General features: G+C 67.8%; 14 protein-coding genes. 7 read left to right on the top strand and 7 right to left on the bottom strand.

Going from position 1 to position 19,675, the window contains the following annotated elements; genetic code table 11:
• Positions 1-137: 137 nt before the first annotated feature.
• Together ACMZ6R_RS16940 and ACMZ6R_RS16935 are read right to left on the bottom strand one after the other, a co-directional pair.
• Positions 138-1,367 carry a DUF362 domain-containing protein gene (locus ACMZ6R_RS16940; protein ID WP_416113628.1) on the bottom strand — a complete coding sequence of 410 codons (1,230 nt, stop codon included), beginning with the start codon at positions 1,365-1,367 and terminating at the stop codon, positions 138-140.
• Entirely contained in the window at positions 1,343-2,908 is a 1,566-nt protein-coding gene (locus ACMZ6R_RS16935; RefSeq protein ID WP_416113626.1) for a class I adenylate-forming enzyme family protein, read from the bottom strand. The genes ACMZ6R_RS16940 and ACMZ6R_RS16935 overlap by 25 nt, the downstream gene beginning before the upstream one ends.
• A gap of 154 nt (positions 2,909-3,062) precedes the next feature.
• Here ACMZ6R_RS16935 and ACMZ6R_RS16930 point away from each other — a divergent pair, with 154 nt between their 5' ends.
• Positions 3,063-3,407, top strand: coding sequence for a hypothetical protein (locus ACMZ6R_RS16930; protein ID WP_416113624.1), 345 nt, complete (start codon positions 3,063-3,065; stop codon positions 3,405-3,407).
• An 18-nt stretch (positions 3,408-3,425) separates the two neighbouring features.
• Here ACMZ6R_RS16930 and ACMZ6R_RS16925 read toward each other — a convergent pair whose 3' ends face one another.
• Positions 3,426-4,250 carry a phosphoadenosine phosphosulfate reductase family protein gene (locus tag ACMZ6R_RS16925; RefSeq protein ID WP_416113622.1) on the bottom strand — a complete coding sequence of 275 codons (825 nt, stop codon included), beginning with the start codon at positions 4,248-4,250 and terminating at the stop codon, positions 3,426-3,428.
• Between the two features lie 236 nt (positions 4,251-4,486).
• Between ACMZ6R_RS16925 and ACMZ6R_RS16920 the strand changes: the two genes are divergently transcribed.
• Positions 4,487-6,118, top strand: a complete 1,632-nt coding sequence (locus ACMZ6R_RS16920) for a PAS domain-containing hybrid sensor histidine kinase/response regulator (RefSeq protein ID WP_416113620.1) — start codon at positions 4,487-4,489, stop codon at positions 6,116-6,118.
• Here the strand turns inward: ACMZ6R_RS16920 and ACMZ6R_RS16915 are convergent.
• The 3 genes from ACMZ6R_RS16915 to ACMZ6R_RS16905 all read right to left on the bottom strand — a co-directional run bounded on the left by ACMZ6R_RS16915 (position 6,090) and on the right by ACMZ6R_RS16905 (position 9,905).
• Positions 6,090-7,247 (bottom strand): glycosyltransferase family 4 protein, encoded by a 1,158-nt coding sequence (locus ACMZ6R_RS16915; protein ID WP_416113618.1) that lies wholly within the window; start codon positions 7,245-7,247, stop codon positions 6,090-6,092. The genes ACMZ6R_RS16920 and ACMZ6R_RS16915 overlap by 29 nt on opposite strands.
• On the bottom strand, positions 7,238-8,227 hold the full coding sequence (locus ACMZ6R_RS16910) for a glycosyltransferase (protein WP_416113616.1): 990 nt from the start codon (positions 8,225-8,227) through the stop codon (positions 7,238-7,240). Before ACMZ6R_RS16910 ends, ACMZ6R_RS16915 begins: the two co-directional genes overlap by 10 nt.
• Before the next feature lie 196 nt (positions 8,228-8,423).
• The gene (locus tag ACMZ6R_RS16905) at positions 8,424-9,905 is read right to left on the bottom strand and encodes a B12-binding domain-containing radical SAM protein (protein WP_416113614.1); all 1,482 of its coding nucleotides are present in this window, start codon (positions 9,903-9,905) and stop codon (positions 8,424-8,426) included.
• A gap of 167 nt (positions 9,906-10,072) precedes the next feature.
• On the opposite strand from ACMZ6R_RS16905, the gene ACMZ6R_RS16900 reads away from it, so the two are divergent.
• The 5 genes from ACMZ6R_RS16900 (at position 10,073) to ACMZ6R_RS16880 (ending at position 18,810) form a co-directional block, all read left to right on the top strand.
• Positions 10,073-10,198, top strand: coding sequence for a hypothetical protein (locus ACMZ6R_RS16900; RefSeq protein WP_416113612.1), 126 nt, complete (start codon positions 10,073-10,075; stop codon positions 10,196-10,198).
• A complete protein-coding gene (locus ACMZ6R_RS16895) occupies positions 10,195-13,362 on the top strand; it encodes a glycosyltransferase family 39 protein (protein WP_416113610.1) in 3,168 nt (1,055 codons plus the stop codon). Before ACMZ6R_RS16900 ends, ACMZ6R_RS16895 begins: the two co-directional genes overlap by 4 nt.
• Before the next feature lie 119 nt (positions 13,363-13,481).
• Positions 13,482-16,388 (top strand): glycosyltransferase family 39 protein, encoded by a 2,907-nt coding sequence (locus tag ACMZ6R_RS16890; RefSeq protein WP_416113608.1) that lies wholly within the window; start codon positions 13,482-13,484, stop codon positions 16,386-16,388.
• A complete protein-coding gene (locus ACMZ6R_RS16885; RefSeq protein ID WP_416113606.1) occupies positions 16,385-17,743 on the top strand; it encodes a protoporphyrinogen/coproporphyrinogen oxidase in 1,359 nt (452 codons plus the stop codon). Before ACMZ6R_RS16890 ends, ACMZ6R_RS16885 begins: the two co-directional genes overlap by 4 nt.
• Before the next feature lie 5 nt (positions 17,744-17,748).
• Complete coding sequence (locus ACMZ6R_RS16880; protein ID WP_416113604.1) at positions 17,749-18,810, top strand: radical SAM protein; 1,062 nt, start codon at positions 17,749-17,751, stop codon at positions 18,808-18,810.
• A gap of 193 nt (positions 18,811-19,003) precedes the next feature.
• On the opposite strand, the gene ACMZ6R_RS16875 is transcribed toward ACMZ6R_RS16880, so the two are convergent.
• The gene (locus tag ACMZ6R_RS16875; RefSeq protein ID WP_416113602.1) at positions 19,004-19,315 is read right to left on the bottom strand and encodes a calcium-binding protein; all 312 of its coding nucleotides are present in this window, start codon (positions 19,313-19,315) and stop codon (positions 19,004-19,006) included.
• Positions 19,316-19,675 lie beyond the last annotated feature (360 nt).

The raw sequence follows: 19,675 nt of genomic DNA, 5'->3' as shown, positions 1-19,675 counted from the left end.
GGGGGACCCTTTTTGAAAAAAGGGTCCCCCTCTCGCGCTCTCCCCTCCCAAAAACTTTCAGCGGTTACAACTACAGTGACTGTAACATCTTGTAACCGTTAAAAGTCTTTAGGAAGGGGGTCCGGGGGAAACCCTTTCTACAGAAAGGGTTTCCCCCGGCTCATCTTATACGCCTTGTAAAAGTCCAAGATATGCGGCGGGCAGCCGGGAATAAAGTGGGCGAGGCCCGTGTTGTGGCGGGTGTCGTAGACAAGCGGCGCGGCGCAGGCCCCGAAGCACCACAGTTCGCCCTTGACGTTGCGCAGGTTGCGCCGTTCGGGCATGGGCACGCCGACATAGAGCGTCACCGGCTCGCGCCCGGCAAAGGCTCCCTCACTGGCGAGCTTGTCCAAGGCGTGGCGCAGGGCCGACAGACAGCCGAAACAGGCCCCGCCCTCCAGCACCCGCACCGCGTCGTAGGCCCCGGCGCAGCCGATGACCGGCCGCGTGAAAACACGGCGCAGCTTGGCCGGATCGGCCCCCACCACCTCGATGGCGGCAAGGTTGGTCTCGCCCAGGCCCTCCTGGCGGGCCAGACGCAGCATGGCCACCTCGCTTGCGCCGATGCCCATGAGGTCCGCCGCCACCGTGTCCACGGCGCACACGTCCGTGCCCGCCGCGATCACGTTCATGTCCGGCACCGCCGCCCCGGACAGCGGGGCCTGGCCCTGCACCGCCCACAAGCCGTCGAGCACGGTAAGCGCCGGCCGGACCAGGCGCAGGATATCCACCACCTTGGCGTTGATGTCGTTGCGGTGGCAGAACATGCGCTGCTCGTCGCACACCAAGCCGTAGAGATTCTTGATGCCGAGGGTGACCAGCGTGTGCACGTGGGTCTTCATCTTGGGCACATTGACGAGCACATCGGCCTCGGCCACGGCGCGCGGCAAGAGCACCGGATCGAAGAGAAAGGCGTCGGGATTGGCCACGACCAAGGGCGCGTCGTTGTCGAAATGGACCACCTCGCCGCCGCAGGCGGCAACCGCCTTGGTGAAATCGGAAAGGCAGGACAGGGCGCGCTCCAGGGACAGGCCGTAGCCCGGGTTGTCGCCGACCAGCACCCTGGCCGCCCCGGCATCGCGCAGCAGGCGCACCAGGGCCAGGATGACCCGTTCGTCCGTCACGATGGCGCAGGGATTGCGGGGATCGGGGCGCACCAGATTGGGCTTGACCAACACGCGCCTGCCCCGGACCATCCCCGGCAGGTCGCAGCAGGCCCCGACGGCCTCGGCCACCAGCACGGCCACGACCGCCAGACTTTTGCCCGTGTAGTCGCTCGGGCTTTCGGGCACCGGACGCGAGGCTAGGGCGACACGAGGGCGCGCCATGCGATTTTTCCTCCTGGGGTTCTGGGCAGCGCCTCGCGGACTTCGATGACGCGCGGCATCTTCATGCGGTGCAGCCGGCCGACCAGATAATGGCGCAGCCCGGCCGGGGACAGTTCGGTCCCGACGCGGGGCACCACCACGGCCTTGGCCACTTCGCCGCGCAGGACATCGGCCTCGGGAATGACGATGCACTCGGCCACGTCCGGATGCGTTCGAAGCGCCTCCTCGATCTCCACCGGAAAGACCTTCATGCCGCCGACCTTGAGCAGCATGCTTTGGCGGCCGGCGAAATAGAACGCGCCATCGGGCTCGCGGCGCACGATGTCGCCCGTGCGAAACCGCCCGCCAAAGAGACGGAATTCCGGCCGCGCCTCCTCGCCGAAATACCCCGGGCACACCCCCGGCCCGGACACGACCAGTTCCCCGGGTTCGCCGTACTCGGCCTCGGAGCCGTCCTCGCGCACGACCCGGGCCAGGTAGCCGGGAACCGGCCGCCCCAGCCGGCAGGCGGCATGGGCCTCTCCCGGTCGGTTGGCCAGCCCCACGCCCGTGGTTTCGGTGCTGCCCCAAACAGGCAGGATGGACAGGGAAAAGCGCGCCAGAAGCCCGGAAGCCAGGGCGGAAGGCACGTGCATGCCGCCGGATTCGGCCACCCGAACCGTGGCCAGGGGATTGCCCGAGCCCGCCGGCAGGCGCAGCAGGGTTTCGTAGATGGCGGCCACGGCCATAAGCGCCGTCACCTTGTGGCGCGAACACGCCCCGGCCACGGCCTTGGCCGCCACCCGGTCGCACAGGACGAGACGGCCGCCGAGGAAAAGCGGACGCATGAGCGTCTCGTGGGGATGGACGAAAGCCGGCATCAGGCACAGGTGCACGTCCTCGGGAGTGAGCGCGAAGGCGGTAACCGAAGCCTCGGTGTTGGCGAGCAGGTTGCCAAGCGTGGTCACGGCCCCCTTGGGCGCGCCCGTGGTGCCGGAAGTGAAGTTCAAATAGACCGGGTCGTCCGGCCCGACTTCGGGCAAGGCGGCCGGGAACGGCCCGGCGCACAGCGCCTCGAAATCCGACAGCCCGGCGGGAACGGCGGCACCGGCCGCATCCATGACGATCAGGGCAAAGGGCGGCTTGCCGCCAGTCAGGTTTTCGAGCAGGGGCAAAAATTCGGCCGCGACGCAGACCACGGCCGGGGCCAGTCGGTTAAGCACGGCGCGCAGCACCGGCGGCGGCTGGTTGGGGTCCAGGGGAAAAAAAACGCCGCCACAGGCGGCGGCGGCGAGAAACGCGGTGATGGCCGCCGGGGTCTTGCGGGACAGCACGGCCAGACGCCCGCCCTTGTCCAGGCCGCGCCCGGCCAGGGCCGCCGCCAGCCGGGCCGCGCGCTCGGCCAGTTCGCCGTGGCGCACGACCGTCGCCCCGTGCAAAATGCACGCGCCGTCGGGAGCGGCCTCGGCGTTGCGGCGAGCCAGGGCGTAGAGCCCGCCGCGAAGCGTTCCGACGGGACCGGAGACCCGGCGGTGCGCCGGGAAGGGCTTATTTTCGGACATAGCCCAACATACGTCAAAAAAAGCGTTTTTGGCAAGATGGGCGCACGGTTGTCCGGCGATTGCCGACCGACCCGATCCGGTATAAAGCCATTGCGTCCCGCCGGAACCACCCGGCCGGACGGCGTTCCACCACATCGCATCGCGCGGAGGCGGCATGAATACGCGGCGTTTGGCCCTGACGTTTTGCCTGGCTGCCCTTTTTTCGTGGCTGCTTGCTTCCGGCCCGGCCCTGGCCGCGACCCCGGACGACGACACGCGGCCCATCAAAACCGGTGCCAGTATCACCGGCATCGTGGAAGAAGACTATACCGACGGCTTGCTGCTGACCACGGACGACGGCGTCACCTATCTGGTGCTCACCCCGGACGCCATCAACCTGGAACAGGAAGAGGCGTTCCAGAAAAAATTCAAAAACAAACGGGTCACCCTGACCGGCAGCGTCTACCGCGACGAGGACGGATCACTCAGCCTCTACGTCGATTCCCTACCCACCCGGTGATGCAGGGGCGATCCGGCGCTACATGTAGCCCAGGGCGCGCAGCTGCTCCATGGCCTCTTCCTTTTCCTGATCCCGGCCGGCCCGCTCCCCGCAGCGGTCGGTGAGATCCTGCTCCCAGGCCGGAAGATCGCTTTGGCGCATGGTGCCGGTCTTGGTGCCGAGGCTGCGGTAGCCTTGCCGGTACAGCTCGCAGAAGGGGATGTCGTTGCCGCGCGTGATGTCCCACACGTCGCGCTCGAGCATATGCAGGATGGGGTGGATGCGCGTATGCGGCGGGTCTTCGCGCGGGCTTTCGTAGTCCTCGTGGGCCCGGGCCGGGTGTTCGTCCCAGCGGATGGCCGTGCCGAGCGCCGCCACGCCCTCCCGGCGCAAAAAGGCGTTTAGGGGCGCGACCTTCATCAGCTGGTTGCCGAGGGGCGATTCCGGATCAAAGGGAAAGGCCTCGCCGGTGAAGCCCGTCCGGACCAGTTCCGCCCGGCTGTCCTCGGACAGCGCGGCCACGGGAACGACGTCCCCGATACGCGGCTTGCGCGACAGGACGTCGTCATTGGCGACCACGGTCAAATCCAGTCCCCAGGCCTCGACCAGGCGCTTTTGAAACGCCACGACCTCGTCAAAGGGGTCGCCTTCGTTGATGGTCACCACCCGGGGCATGGAAAGCCCCCGTTCGGCGCAGACCTGCCGCGTGATCCAAAGCACCAGGGTGCTGTCCTTGGCCCCGGTCCAGGCCAGCCGGAAATCCGGTCCGAACCGGCCGATGGCCCCGGCGATAATATCCTTGGACAGGGCTATTTTCCCGTCCAGGGACAAGGACCAGCGGGCCTCGCGTTGTATTTCGTCCATACCCGTTCCTTGAGGGAGGCTTTGAGCCTGCCCGTTTTTGCTGGCTTGTACAGGCCACGGCGCGGCATGGGCAAGTTGTTTCGCCAAATTCGCGTGGCCCCAAAACAGCCGCCGACGCCCCTTCCCTTGCGCAAAGGGCGCGGGAATGCAATAAAGGAGGTTGCATTATTCGATTTTCCGGCATCGCGCCTCAACGTTTGCAACCGACGCTTTCCTCGTTTTCATGGGGCATGCGCATGGCCGTCGACCGCAACGTATCCGCGTCCCCCCCGCAGGACGCCCTCAAACGCCGGGTGGCAACCCTCGAGGCCCTGGTATCCAGCCTGCGCCAACGCCAGCAGCGGTCCGAAGTCTTCTTCGAGCGTTCCGTCATGGGCATCCTGCTCGGCGATACCGAGGGGAACCTGCTCGACGCCAATCCCCGGGCCCAGGAACTGCTGGGGTATACCCACGAGGAACTCCGCGCCACCAACATCCGGGACATCATCCATCCCGACGACCTGCGCCTGGTTTCCTCCCAGGCCGGCCCCCTGGCCGCCCTGGCCGGCCTGCCCTTCTCCATCGAACGCCGCTACCGCCGCAAGGACGGCACCTGGCTGCCGGTCCAGGTCGATTTCAGTCCCCTGGACGACTCCGGGCGGGTTTTCCAGATCATGCTCCAGGACATCACCGCCCGCCGGGCCGCCGAGGAGGCCAAAAACGCGGCCCTGGCCCAGGCCCGCAGCGCCAGCCAGGCCAAATCCGCCTTTCTGGCCAACATGAGCCATGAAATCCGCACGCCCTTAAACGGCGTCATGGGCATGCTCCAGCTGCTGCTCGCCACCCCCCATTCGCCGGAACAGGACGAATATCTGCACACGGCCATGGACGCGGCCGCCGCCCTGCTGCGCCTTTTATCCGACATCCTCGACTTCTCCAGCCTGGATGACGGCACCATGACCCTGTCCGACGAGCTTTTTACCGTGGGCGACGTCCTCGACCCGATCATCGCCTCCTTCACCCACGAGGCCAGCATCAAAGGGCTGGAATTTTCCTGCCACGTGGCCCCGGCAATCCCGGCCCACCTGTGCGGCGATCCGGCCCGGCTGCGCCAAATCCTCTACAACCTCACCGGAAACGCCATCAAATACACCACGTTCGGCAAGGTGGCACTGGACGTGACCCCGCTACCCCAGCCGGAGTCCTCCGATCTGGCCATGCTCGAATTCGCCGTGCGGGACACCGGCATCGGCATCCCCGCCGCCAAACTGGCCCAGGTGCTCGACGCCTTTGCCCAGGCCGACGCCTCGGTGACCCGTGCCTACGGCGGGCAGGGGCTGGGCCTGACCATCGTCCGGGCCCTGGCCGAGCGCATGGGCGGCCGCATTCTGCTGTCCAGCCAGGTGGGAAAGGGCACGGAGGTGCGGGTGCGCCTGCCCTTTGTGCTGCCGCCGGGAGAGGCCTGCCCGGCCCCGCCTTGCGCCAAGCCCTGCCTCATCGGCCGCCGGGTCCTGGTGGTGGAGGACGAAGCCATCAACCGGCTGACCATGCGGGCCATGCTGCAACGGCTCGGCTGCGAGGCGGTCATGGCGGAAAACGGCCGGGAAGGCCTGGCCAGACTGGCCCGGGAAGATTTCGATTGCGTGCTGATGGATGTGCGGATGCCGCTTCTGGACGGGCTTTCCGCCACCCGAGCCGTGCGGGACGGATCCGCCGGGGCGCGCAATCCGGCCGTGCCCATTTTGGCCCTCACCGCCCAGGCACTGACCGGGGACCGGGAACAGGCGCTCGCCGCCGGGGTCGACGGCTACGTGGTCAAGCCCGTGGACCTGGACGCGCTGGCCCGGGCCATGAACGCGGTCATTTCCGAATGCCGGGGCGACGCGTAACCGCGTCCTTTCCCCCGCCCACCCGGCGGTAGGCGGCAACGGCCAGGGAAACGGCCGCGTCCCAGGTGAGCTCCCGCGCCCGGTCCAGCCCCTTTTGCCGCAGCATGGCGGCAAGCTCCGGGTCCGTCAGCACGCGCCCCAGCGCGGCGGCCAGCCCTTCGGTATCCGACGGATCGACCAGCAGGGCCGCCTCCCCCGCCACCTCGGGCACGGCCGGGGCGCTGCTCGCCACCACCGGTGCGCCGCAGGCCATGGCCTCGGCCACGGGCAGGCCGAATCCCTCGCCAAAAGTCGGATAAACGAAGGCCGCCGCGCCGCTATACAGCGCCGGCAGGTCGTCCTGGGCGACGGAACCGGCGAAGACGATGCCTTCCCCGGCCCCGTCACGGCGCATGGCTTCGTGAAAGGCGGCGAAAAGCCGGTCCCGACCGCCGGCCAGGACCAGCAACGGCGCGGCCCCCCCCATCTCCCGACGCAAAATGCGATAGGCGGCCACGAGTCCGGGCAGATTCTTGCGCGGCTCGATGCGGCCAAGATAGAGCAGGTACGGTCCTTCCGGGAGCCCGAGCCGTCGGCGCACGGCGGCAAGGCGCGCCGGATCGGTCACGGGAAAAAATCCTTCGCCAACGCCGTTAAGGGCAAACGCCACCCTGTGCCCGGGCACGCGGTAGCGTGAAACGATCTCCCGGCGGCTGAAATCCGAAACGGTCAGCACCATCCCGGCCCGGCGGGCGCTGCCCGGATAGAGCAGCCGCATGAGCGAGCCGAGTCCCTTGGGGAAGTATTGGGGCAGGGATTCGTGCAGGATGTCGTGCACCGTGAGCACCGTCGGCGGACCGCCTAACAGGGGACCGACGTACTGGCAGTGCAGCACATCCACTTCGCGCGCCGCCCGGGCCGGAAACGGCCGGACCAGCCGGCCGAAACGGCCCGGCGGGATGGGCCGCAAGGCGACGTTCGACGCGCCCGGGGCCAGGGCCCGGGCGGCCTGCCCCTGCGGATCGGCGACATAATAGACGAAATCGATGTCCGGCGCGGCAAAGGGCAGCCGGGCGGCCAGATTGGCGATATAGGTGCGCGAACCCTGCATGAGGTCGGAAAGCCCATGCAGGTCGAGCCCTACCCGCATGTCCGGCCGCCCGCCTTTTTGCCGAAAAACGTCCGGCCGGTCAGTCGCGAGCACACGGCCAGCCCCGCGCCCAGGGCAAAGGCGAAGGCCCTGGCGCAGACGATGCCCGGGGCGACGACGGCCACGGGCGCGTCCCGCCGGGCCGCCAGCCGGGTAAACGGCGCGGACGAGGCGACGAGCGCCAAGCCCGCCACCAGGGCCACCCCGCCGCCGAACGCCGCAACCGGCCACAGCAAAATCCCCAGGCCGCACACTCCGGCCAGCGCCGTCTGCACGCGAAGGAGCCCCGGGGTGTAGCCGTCGCGCAAAATCTTTTGCGGATGGGCCCGGCAGGCGGCCAGACGCCAGTAGGCCCGCCGGGCCTTGATGCGCAGGTAGCCGGACAGGCTGGCCGGATGGCGGTGATAGGTCATGGCCCGAGGAGCGAAGACCAGCCGGTGGCCGGCCCGGCACAGGCGGTAGGAAAATTCCGTATCCTCGTTGTCGGCCACGGGAAAGGACGTGTCGAAGCCGCCCTGGGCCACGAACACCTCGCGCCGGAAGGCGGCGGCATAGGTGGCGACCAGGTCGAGACAGGGAAATTTCGCGGCGAACCGGTAGCGGTCCTCGAATTCGAGCTGGGCGAACCGGGCCACAAGCTCCGTCTGCCGGGTGCGGTAGGCCCCCTGGACGCCGGAGACGGCCGGATCGTCGAAGGGCCGGATCAGCTGGGCCAGAAAATCGGGAAACGGCGTGCAATCGGCGTCGGTGAAAACCAGGATGTCGCCCGTGGCCCGTAGCGCCCCGGCATTGCGGGCCGCGGCCGGCCCCTGGTTTTCCTGGCGCACGACCATGGCCCCCCGGGCGGCGGCAAAGGCCGCCGTGGCGTCGGTGGAACCGTCGTCCACGACAACCACTTCCACCCGCCCTGCGTCCACGGTCTGGCGGGACAAAGCGTCCAGGGTGTCGGCCAGGGTCGCCGCCGCGTTGTAGGCCGGCACGATGACGGAAATGGAAAGGGAAAGGGGAGTGGTAGGAGAAGGAGGGGGAGGAGGAGCGGACAAGAGGGTGCGAGAGGGGAAACCCTTTGCAAAGGGTTCTCCCCTCTCGCGCTCTCCCCTTCCTAAACTTTTTAATGTTACCATGGGATAATATAGATTTTTTTTGGCAAGAGGCAGAAGGACGGCCACACCGACCCTACACCTGCGAGCCGCGCAAAAGGTGCCGCACGAACACCCGGCCGGCCCGGACGTTTCGCGCCATCTCGCCCGGGGAAACCAGGGAGGCAACGGCCCGCTTAAGCAGAAAGGACGGCCGCAGGTAGAAGCAGCGTCGGGCCAGATCACAAAGCCGCACCAGCTCGCGCGGCCCGAGGGTCTCGTTTCGCACCACGCAGTTGTGCAGGCCCTTGGGCGTGAGCCAGTCGCGCCAGGTTTCGGCCGTGATGTGCCCCCGGGCGGCGTATTCGGCGTAGGCCTCGGTGCCGGGGTAGACCATGACCGGGTAGAACTGGGCCGTGTCCGGGGCCAGTTTGATGGCGAAGTCGATGGTGGCCATGATGGACTCGCGGGTATCGCCCGGAAAGCCGAAGATGAAGCAGCCGTGGACCTTGATGCCGGCCGCCCTGGCATCGGCCCGGAAGCGTTCCATGCGCCCCGCCGTAAGGCCTTTTTTCATGGAGGTAAGGGCGGTGGGATCGGCGGATTCGAAGCCCACGCACACTTGCCTGCAACCGGCCCGGCCCATGGCGACGAGCAGATCGGGGGCCAGATCGGCCCGGCTGTTGGCCGTCCACTCGAAGCGCAGTCCCCGACGCCTGATGGCGGCGCAAAAGGCCTTGCAGCGCGCCCGGTCGGCAGTCAGCGTGTCGTCCTCGAAAAAGACCGTGCGCAGCCCCGGAAAATTGTCCAGGCACCAGGCCACTTCGTCGAGCACGTCCTCGATGGGCCGGTAGCGCGCCTTGCGCCCGGTCAGGGTCTGGGGATGCAGGCAAAACGAGCAGCGAAACGGGCAACCGCGCGAAGTGGCAAGCGTCACCATGGGCGGCTTGGCGTTGGGGTTGAAATAGCGGCGGATGTCCAGGTGGCGCTTGTAGACCGGGGCCACGGGCGGGAGCGCGCCCAGGTCCTCGATGTAGGGCCGGTCGGGATTGTGGACCGCCACGCCGGACTCGTCGACAAAGCTCAGGCCCTCGATTTTGGCCAGTCGCGCGTCGGTCGCCGGGCCGCTTTCCAGCACCCGGGCCAGTTCCAGCACCGTGGCGTCGTATTCGCGCCGGGCCACGGCGCAAACAGCCCCGGGGACGCTCGTCAGCACGTCTTCCGGCAAGGCCGAGGCATGGGGCCCGACCAGGACCGTGAAAACCCCGGGCAGGACGCGGCGCAGGGCGGCGGCGGCGGCGATGTCGGCGTCGATGCTCGGCGTGGCGGTGTCGATGACCGCCAAAACGGGACGCTGCCGTTCGGCCCGGGCGATGACGGCCGGCAGGTCGAGGCCGGCGGCCGGGGCGTCCAGCAGGTCCACGTCGTAGCCGTCGGCCTCGAGCAGGGCCGTGGCCTGGGCCAGGAACAGCGGGAAATACAGGGTGCCGGACTTGGTGACGGCCGGGGAACGCTGGGGCCGGGAAAAATTGGGCAGAAAAGGAGAATTCAAAACCAGCACGGGCATGGCGGGGGTCATGATGGCGCGCGCCTCCGAAGCGGGGGAATAAGATATCTTCCATGATAGGCGAAGGAACGCATACGGGCAACCGGGGCGGGCGCCTTTGCCCATCCCTTGCCATTGGCCGCAACTGCGGCCACACTGCCCCCTCGGCCCGCGCTCGCCCGGCCGGCCCGGAACATGCCATGAACGTACTGCTTATAAACGTCCACGCCACCCACGTGGACCAGACCACCGATGACCGGGAACCTGGGTGCCCGAAGCAAGGCGAAGACCGCTTTGACGGCCGCGCCAAAACGGAGCGCCGATGAATCCGGGCAGTGCCGCCGGTCGTCATCATCCTCCCCCACCGCCCGCTTTCGCCGACCATGCGCCCGCCGAGCCTTCCCGCAGGCTCTTCTGGTTGCTTTTCGGCCTGATCCTGGCCGGGTCCCTGGCCTTGCGCCTTTACCATGTGGGCACCCCCCAGCTGTGGGAGGACGACTATCTCAACCTCGACCGGGCCCTGATGGACCCGGCCCGGCTCATCGCCATCCAGCAATACCAGGGACCGGCGGACACCATCTTCGACTTCCAGCCGCCCCTTTCCTACCTGCTCGTCCACGCCGCCCTGGCCGTGTCCAAGACCACCATGGCCGCCCGCCTGCCCTCCATTCTGGCCGGCATGCTGTCCATCCTGGCCATCGGACTGCTCGGCGCGCGCACGGGCGGAGGCAAGGCCGGACTGGCCGCCGCCGCCATGACCGGGCTGTCCCTGTTCCATCTGGATTTTTCCCGGGCCATCAAGCCCTATGCCCTGTTTTTATGCACCCTGTCCTTTTCCCTGTATTTCCTCGTCCGCTGCCTGGAGGCGAAGCTTGCCCGGCGCCCGGCCTGGTTGACCGGCTATGCCGCGGCCACGGCGGCCATGCTGGCCACGGCCTACCAGGGCGTGCCGGTGCTTCTGGCCGAGGGACTGTGCTTTCTGGGCCTGTATGTGGCCAGGAAAGGCGTTTTCAGCGCCGCCGACCGCAACTGGCGGCTGGGGCAGATCGTCCTCGCCGCCGACGCGGCCGTACTCGTCTGGCTGCCCCTGGCCCCGGGCCTGCTTTTCGTGCGCGAATTCCTGGAAAACCCGCGCGTCGATCCCTGGCAGGGTTTGGGCGGAACGTTTTTCGCCAATATCCTCAATGGGCTGTATTACCAGCACGCGGCCGTGCCACTGGTCAGCACGCTGCTGCTGATCGCCCTGGCCCTGCTCGGGCTGCTGGTCGGCCGCCGCGCCCCGGTCCTGCTGCTGGCCGCCGTCGGGCTTTTCCCCGCGCTGGCGGTGCTCTCCAGCCAGTCGGACCTGCGGCCCATCGTGTCCTGGCGACACATGGTCTGCCTGTTCCCGGGGCTGGCCGTCTTCGCCGGCGCGGGCGCGGCGTTCACAGCGGACATGGTGGCCGGCTACATGGCCAAAAAAATGCGCCTCGGCACGGCGCTACTCGTCACCGCCGCCCTTTGCGCCGTGACCATGGGACCGGGACTGACCCGCATCCGCGACGACGCCTCCCGCACCCTGTCCAACGACCGGGACCTTTTCCGATACTTGAGCCGCCTGCCCGTGACCTGGACCGGCCTGACATTCACCGGCTACCAGCGAAACACCAAGGCCTTCTCCGCCAGATGGCACCTGCCCGGCCGCTTTTCCGGCCCGGGCGACTTTTCCGGCCCGGGCTACGGCCGCACCCTGGTCGTGGATTCCTTCACCGCCCCGTCCCAGCGGCTTCGGGCCATGCCGCGCGGCACGCTGCTGGCCTCCTGGGGCACCGGTATCTTCAAGACCCGCGTCTCCCTGGCCGGGCTCCCCCGCCGGGCTCCCCTGCTGCTGGCCCCGAACGCCGACGGCTCGGCCGCCTACGGCGACGATTTCCGCGATTGGCGCTACTACCGCGACGCTTTTGCCTCGCGCAATTTCACCGTGGACACGGAAGTGGGCCTGCTGCGCCCCACCCGCTACGAAAAGCCGGCCATGGCCGTGTGGCGCTTCGACCTGCCCCCGGGCAGCGCCGGGGCCGTCGTGCGGGCCAGCGTGGTCGCGGCGCTCTACAAGCGCCATCCCGACAAGCCCGCGGATTCGCTCCTTTCCATCGCGGCCAGCGCCGATGGCAGGACATTCACACCCCTGGCCGTTTTGTCCCACGCCGATTTCCTCTTGCCCGACGGCACGCCGCGCACGCAAAAAAGGCATTTTTTCGAAGAACTGGGCTTTTACCACGAATGCCGCGAAGCCGTAGCCCGCCTGGACCTGACACCTTTTGCCGCCGGCGGCACGGTCTACGTGCGCGTAACCTACGCCCCGGGCGTGCGCGAAGGATTTCTCAACGTGGCCGGACTGGCCGTGACGGCGGAATTTCCCGAGGGAGCCCGGCCCGAGGTCGATCCCCTGGCTTTTTACGCCGCCAACCTGGCCCGAAACTGCGCCGCACCGGCCTACACGCCGGACAGCCATCTCCTCGGCCAGGCCGCCTACGTCTTTGCCGCCCCGCAGCATCCGGAGCTGGCCGCGCGCCTGCCCGGAGGGGAGGTCGTGGGCTCACCGGCCGATCTGGCCGCCTTCACCGCCGCCCACCCGGACCTCGATCCCGCCTACGTGCTGCGCGACGCGTCGGGCGCGCCGGCGGTCATCGTCCACGACCCGGCCTTAAACCCGGACGGCGACGCGCCACGCCTTGCCGGACCCGAGGCCCAGGCCGTCCTGGACGTGGCCGCCAAAAAACCTTTCGACGTGGGCACGGCCTGGTTATGGGGCAGGATCGATGCGCCGACCATCGCTATCGGCTCCACTTCCCTGCGCATCCCGGTGTCCGCCCCGGACGGGGCGGTGCTGCGTCTCACCCCGGGCGGCAAGGGGCTGCTCGCCTTCAGCCCGAATTTCGATCCGCCGGATTTCACCGATACCCCCAACGCGCATTTCCGCAATATGGCGGCGTCCACATCCTATCCGGAGTATGCCGGCGGCGTGACCTGCCGGCCCGGCACCTCCTGCTCGTTCGATTACGTCATCGTCTCCGGCCTGCCCATGACCGAGCTGCGGCTGATGACCTATCCCCGGCTCTACGGCGAACCCGGCAGCACGGGAAGTTGCCAGGTCTCGGTTTCCACCGACGGCCAGCACTTCCGGACCCTGGTCGATTTTCGCCGCTCCAGGAAATTCACCTGGTCGCCCATGTTCACCCGGGATTTCACCCGGCTGCCCTTCGACAAGCCGGCCACCTTCGTCACGGTGCGCTTTTCGCTTTTCGCCAATGCCAACGCCGAGTTCTGGTCGCCGACACGGCCCATCGACCGCATGGTGGTGGAAGCCGACCTCGACGCGCGTTCGCTGCCGCCCGTGAGGCTCAGGCCCGGAGCGGTCCCGCTGCGGCTCACTGGCGCGCCGGACAACAACCTGCACCTGACCTTCGATCCCCACCGGCCGGGGCTCGAACGGGTCTGGCCCGGGGACTAGGATCGTATCCTTGAAAGACGTGCACACGGGTTTCGATCGGCACAGAAAGGAACGCATCACGAGGCCGCCCAAAAGCCGTTTCCCCTCCACAGCCGGCCGTGCTATGCGCTTGTGACGTGATGTCAGGAAAAAAAACCGGCGCATTGCGGCCCGACGCCGCCGACTGGATCGCGCTTGTGCTCGGGCTTTGCGCCCTGGCCCTGCGGCTAAACGACCTTGGCGCGCCCTCGGCCTCGTTTTACGACGAACTGACGACCCTGGCCCGCAGCCTTGCCCCGAGCATGGGCGAGGTTCTGCGCGCCGCGCGCTGGCAATATCCGCCCTATATCGATTTCCAGCCGCCGCTCTACTACCTCATGGTCCACGCGGCCATCGGCCTTGGCCACACGGACTTTTTCGCCAGACTCCCGGCGGCGCTTTCCGGCGCGGCCAGCGTTCCCCTGCTCTACCTCGTCGGACGCCGGCTCGGCGGCAAGGCGGTTGCGCTTTTCGCGGCCGCCGCCCTGGCCGTGAACCTGCACCATGTCGACGTCAGCCAGCAGACGCGTCTTTACGCCTTTTACGGGCTGGCAAGCCTCGGCGCGCTCTGGGCGCTGCTGCGCGCCCTCGGGAAAAACGACGGGAAACGGCGGACGGTCGCCGCCTGGGCGCTCTACGGCGTGTTCCTGGCCCTCGGGCTTTACACGTCCTATCTGGCCGGGACCTGGCTTGTGGCGGGCCTCGCCTTGACGCTCCTGGCCCTTATCCGGCCAGCCCCGTCTCCGGGCGTGGGAAACGACGCGGGCGACGGGCAACCCGCGCCCCATCGCCGGCGCAGCCTGATTCTGGGCTGCCTCCTGGCCAGCCTGGCCGCGCTGCTCCTTTTCTGGCCCTGGCTTACCGCCACCGCGGGCATGCGCGGCTACCTGCTTGCCGCCGCCGCGCCCAATCGCCCGGCCCTCGGAACGGCCCTGGCCCATGTTTTCGCCGCCTTTTCCAGCCAGTACGCCACCTTTACCGGCCGGCCGGAGCTGCCCTGGCTGCTGGCCGGGCCGGCCCTGCTCGGCCTTGTCGCGGGCCTTTGCACGCGAAAGCGACGCTTCGCGACCGTGGCCGCCGTTCTCTGGTTCGCGGCGTTTTTTTTGCCGGTCTGGTTCAAGGCCAACGCCACCCACCATTTCCAGGCCCGCTACGTGCTGCCCTGCCTGTTTCCGGTGCTGCTCCTGGCCGGCATGCTGCCGGCGGCCCTTGGCGACCGGCTGCCGCGAAACCTCGCCGGCGGGGCCTTGCGCCTCGCCCTGTCCGTGTTGCTGGGGCTGACCCTGGCCGCGCCGAGCCTGCCGGTCTATCCCTCCTACTACCGCCGCGACGACAGCCGGCTCAAGCCCCTGGCCGCCTTTTTGCGCGACCGGGCCGCATCGGGCGTGGCCCTCGATTTCGCCGGCTACAGCCCGCCCTGGACCCGGTTTTATTTCGCCACCTTCGTGCGCTGGTACCTGCCCGGCGTGTTCGAACCGCCCCTGCCGGAAAACGACCGGAGCTTCCGGGAGTGCCTGCTGGTGACGCCCGCCGACGATCAGGCCCCCCCCCCGCCGCCCGGCGCGGCCTTTCTCGGCGCGCTGGCCCGGGTACGCGTGTTCCGCACCCCGCTTTTAAACGCCGCCCCGCTGCTGCTGCGGCCCAACACCGCGGGACAGGTCTTTTTCGAAACCGATTTTCGCATCCTGCCCAAGGCCTTTGCCCATATCTGGGACAGCCAAAACATCCGCATAAAACCCAAGGGCCTGCTGCCGGCCGATCGTTCCGCCTCCGGCAGCGTCACCTACGCCTTTTCTCCCCTGCCCGGGCAGCGTATCGCCCTGACCCGGCTGGCCCTGGACGCCAGGGTGACGGGCTACCCCGGCATTCCGGTCGCTGGCCGCGTGCTGGTGCTGGTCGGACCGGCCCTGGACAAACTGGTCCCCTACGATCCGGGCGCCCTGCCGCCGCCGGGCAAGACCCTCTACGTGCGGCTGATCCTCGAACCCGGCCCCAGGCGCGAAACCGTGGAAGTCACCCGGCTGGCCCTGGCCGCCGCCGTAAGCGGCCAGCCGGACCCGGGCATCACCCCGGAAGCGGAAGGACAGCGACGCCTCGCCGCCAACACCCTCGTCGTGCCGTACGAAAAGGACGCCCTCTATCCCGGTCGCCGGCCGCTTGCGACCCTGCCCGCCTCCCAGGCCGGACAGGCCGCCCCCCTCCTCGTGGCGACAATCGGCGACACGGCCTACGTCGATCCCGCCCTGTCCCCGGACTACGGCCGGCTGGCGGCGGACAAACCGCTCACCCTGGTCAATCCCGGCAGCCTGTCCATCCCCCTCGACATCTGGAAGCTTGCCGGCTCGCCCCGGGGGCCGCATCTGACCGTGGGCGGGGCGACGTTCCAGGTTCCCCTGACCGGCAGAAACCTGGTTGCGACCCTGGCGGCCAAGGGCCGGGGCGAGGCCGCCCTGCGTCCGCTTTTCACCCCGGACGGCTACGATCCGGACATGGCCGACGTCGCGGACCGCGTCACGCGCCTGCCCAGGGAGCCGGTCCTGACCTGCCCGGACGACAAGCCCTGCGCGGTCACTTACGCCCTGGTCACGGGCTACCCGGCGCGGACGCTGCGCCTCACCTGGTTCCCCCGGGTTTTTGCCGACGCGGCCGGCAAAAACGGCTTGCAAGCCGCCTATTCCCTGGACGGCGGGGCCTACCGTCCCCTCGACGCCCTGACCAGCTCTGGCTCGGGCCGCTGGGAAGGGCTTGGCGTCGGCCGGACCGTCACGGCGGACCTCGGGGGATTTACGGGCACGCTACGGGTGCGCTTCACCCTTTCCGACGACGCGGCCCAGCTATGGTCCTCCCTGGAGACGCCCATGGCCCTGTCGCTGTCCCTGGATACAGGGAGCCTGCCCGCGCTTTCCCTGCCGCCCGGCCGCACGCCGCTCCGGGCCGATTGCCCGGAATCCGACGGCGTGCTAGCCTTGCCGATGCCCCTTAGCGACAGCCCGGTTGGTGCGCCATGAGCACCGCCCCCCCTGCGTCCTCCCCCATCGTCATCGTCGGCGGCGGCGTGGCCGGGCTTGCCTGCGCCGCCAAACTGACCGAGGCCGGCTGGCCGGTGGTCGTCCTCGAACGTGAACACGAGTTCGGCGGCCTGTTGCGCTCCGTCACCCTGGACGGCGTCGTGTTCGACCTCGGCCCCCATGTGCTTTTCCTCGACCATCCGGGGCGCGGCGAGGCGTTCTTGCGCGAGGTCCTCGACGGCGCGCCCGTCATCCGCCACCCCTTCGCCTTCGCCATCCACGCCGGCGGGCGCTATTGGAAATTTCCCAACCATTTCGACTTCCTGCGCTACCCCACCCGCTACAAGCTCGAAGCCCTGCGCGCGGCCCTCAAACGCCGGGGCGCGCCGCCCCCGGAGCCCATCCCCGCTTCCCTGGAACTGGCGGAAAAATGCGGCCCGGGACTTTACAGGCAGCTCTTCCGGGACCTTTTCGCCAAAAAGGCCCTCATGGACCCGGCCGAGCTGCACCACTACTGGCTGGCCCGGGTGGACCGCACCATCGACAACGCCAAGGAGCCCTTCATCCCCCGGGGCAAGGCCGGGGCCGTCCTGGCGGCGCTCGGCCGGCTGCGCCAGCGCTACACCTATCCCCGGGGCGGCCTTGGCGACGTGCCGCGCCGGCTGGCGGAGCGCATCCGGAAAGGCGGCGGCGAAATCGTGACCGGCGCGACCGACATCGTCCTCGAACACCAGGGCGACCGCATAACGGCCGTTCTTCTGCCCGACCGCCGCATCCCCTGCCGGCACCTGGTCTGGACCGCGCCCTTAAACGCCCTCAACAGGGCCCTGGGTGCGACGACCGTCCCCAGGCTCCCCACCATCACCATGCGGCTGGCGCTTCTGACCTACAACCGCGCACAGCGGGTCCACCGGCCCTACGTCTACACCTACCACCCGGACCCGGCCATGCTGGCCAACCGCATCTATTATCCGGAATCCATCTTCCGGGAGCTGGGGCCGGCCGACCGCGAGGGCCTGTGCCTGGAAATCAACGTGGCCACAGGCGAAGGGGAGCTCCCAAGCGAAGCCGAAACCCTTTCCCGGGCTGTGGCCGACGTGGCCCACCTGGGGCTCTACCCACCCCAGGCCCTGCGCGAGGCCCGCGTCGTCACCCTGCCGGCGGCCATGCCGGTCTATCCCCTCGACTATGAAAGGAATCTGGATGCGGCGACCACCCCGGTGCGGGGCATCGCCAACGCCCACGCCGTGGGCCGACAGGGCGGCTTCCACTTCTGCCTGACCCCGGCCGCCGTCACCCAGGGGCTCAAGATGGCGGATCACCTGCTTGGAACCGAACCCCAACCCGGAGCCTGACCACCATGGGACTGCTCGATTCCGCCCTGGCCACCAAGGGAGCGGGCGCGTCCGAACGCGTCAAAATCTTAAAGCGCCATGCCCAGGCCTTTGTGCGCCACGCCACGGCCAAACGGCTGTGGAATTTTTGCAAGGCCGAACGCAACAGGCTGCAAAAGCGCACGGTGCTCGATTCCATGCCCTATATTCTCAAGATCGAGACCACCAACATCTGCAACCTGCGCTGCGCCTACTGCTACGACGACCGCCGCGCCCCCACACCCGGGGAACGCCCCTTCGGCCGCATGAGCGCCGAGCAGTTTCGCAGCCTGCTCGACGCCGTGGGGGACTATCTCTTCAAGATCAACCTGTACGGATTCGGTGAGCCGTTCCTTTTCCCCGAAACCCTGGAGATGATCCGACTGGCCACGGACCGCAACATCGGCGTGGGCGTTTCCTCCAACCTCAATCACCGTGATCCGGACCTGCCCCGGCGCATCCTGGCCTCGGGCCTGGAAGTGCTCATTTTTTCCTGCCATGGCGTGTCGCAGGAGACCAGCAACCGGTTCATGCGCGGCGGCAACCCGAAGCTGGCCCTGGAGAACCTGCGCGCGATCATCGACGTCAGACGGGCGGCCGGCTCGAAGACGCCCTTTATCGACTGGCAGTACTGCGTGACGGGATTCAACGAGCACGAAATCGGGGAAGCCCGGGACAAGGCCCGCGAACTCGGCGTGGACCAGGTACGCTTCATCAAGCCCTTTTTCCCGGCCGACGCCCCGGACGAATGGTTTTCCAGCCGCTTTCCGCGCCAGACCTTCACCCACGACGCCGAGGCCTCGCCGGGCTGCTCGTGGCTGTACCGCTCGGCCTACGTCAACTGGGACGGCGGGCTGATTCCCTGCTGCCGCGATCCGCGCGACCTGTCGGTGGATTTCGGCAACGTGCTCGAGACGCCCTTCCCGGACGTCTGGAACAACGCCAAGTACCAGGCCGCCCGGGCGCTCCTGGCCGATCCGACCCGCAACGACCTGCGCCCCGGCATCGTCTGCGGCCGCTGCCCGGTCACGCGCTTACCCAGAGGGTAGGAGGAAGAATCCGGGGGGAAACTTTTCTGAAGAAAAGTTTTCCCCCGGGCCCCCCTTCAAAAGACTTTAACGGTTACAACTTGTTAGCCACGATCAGCTTGGCACCTTTAGAAGTTTTTGGAAGGGGAGAGCGCGAGAGGGGGACCCTTTTTTCAAAAAGGGTCCCCCTCTCGCATCTTTCTTCTCTCGCTCTTTAGTAGGGCGTGTTCTGGCTTTCCACGTCGTTCCAGACGGAGAGCGGCGCGTCGTTATTGAGCACGCGGTCGACGAAACCGTTGTTTTTCACGTCCAACTTCTTCCAGGCGGCTTTGGCCTTTTCCTTGTCCTTCCACTGGGCCACGAACTCTTGCTGGGTGATCATGCCGTTTTTATCGACGTCGTACTTGAGGTACACTTCATCCATGGTCGCGTAGCCCTTGGGATGCTGCGACTGCTTCTTGGCGCAGCCGCCAAGCGCGGCGATCAGGGCCACGATCGCCAGAATCCCCATTACGTAACGCACCATTTCCCGCTCCTTGCTGAAGTTGCCGGTTCCGCCCTGCCTGGACAGAGGGCCGCCTTTGCATGCCGGTGTCCGGGCAACCGCGGAACGTACTTGCCGCATGCGGCAGTGCCGGGACACTTTTTCCGATCCACCACATGTTTCATACAACGGCCAGCATCGTCCAGTCCCTGGAGAGGAGCGCTCCTTCAAAAAAAAGACCGAGGGGAAACCTCTTCTTCCGAAAGGCTTCCCCCCGGTCCTTTTCCCCGGAATTTTTCCATAAGAAAAAGTGCGCGGGGTGCATGACACCACGCCAGGAGCAAAAGTTTTGGGGAGGGGAGAGCGCGAGAGGGGAACCCTTTTTGAAAAAAGGGTTCCCCT

Source organism: Solidesulfovibrio sp. C21 (assembly GCF_047785625.1).
In the GTDB taxonomy this organism is placed as follows: Bacteria; Desulfobacterota; Desulfovibrionia; order Desulfovibrionales; family Desulfovibrionaceae; genus Solidesulfovibrio.
Note: the sequence above shows the minus strand (reverse complement) of the source record. Positions and strands in the feature narration are given on the sequence as shown.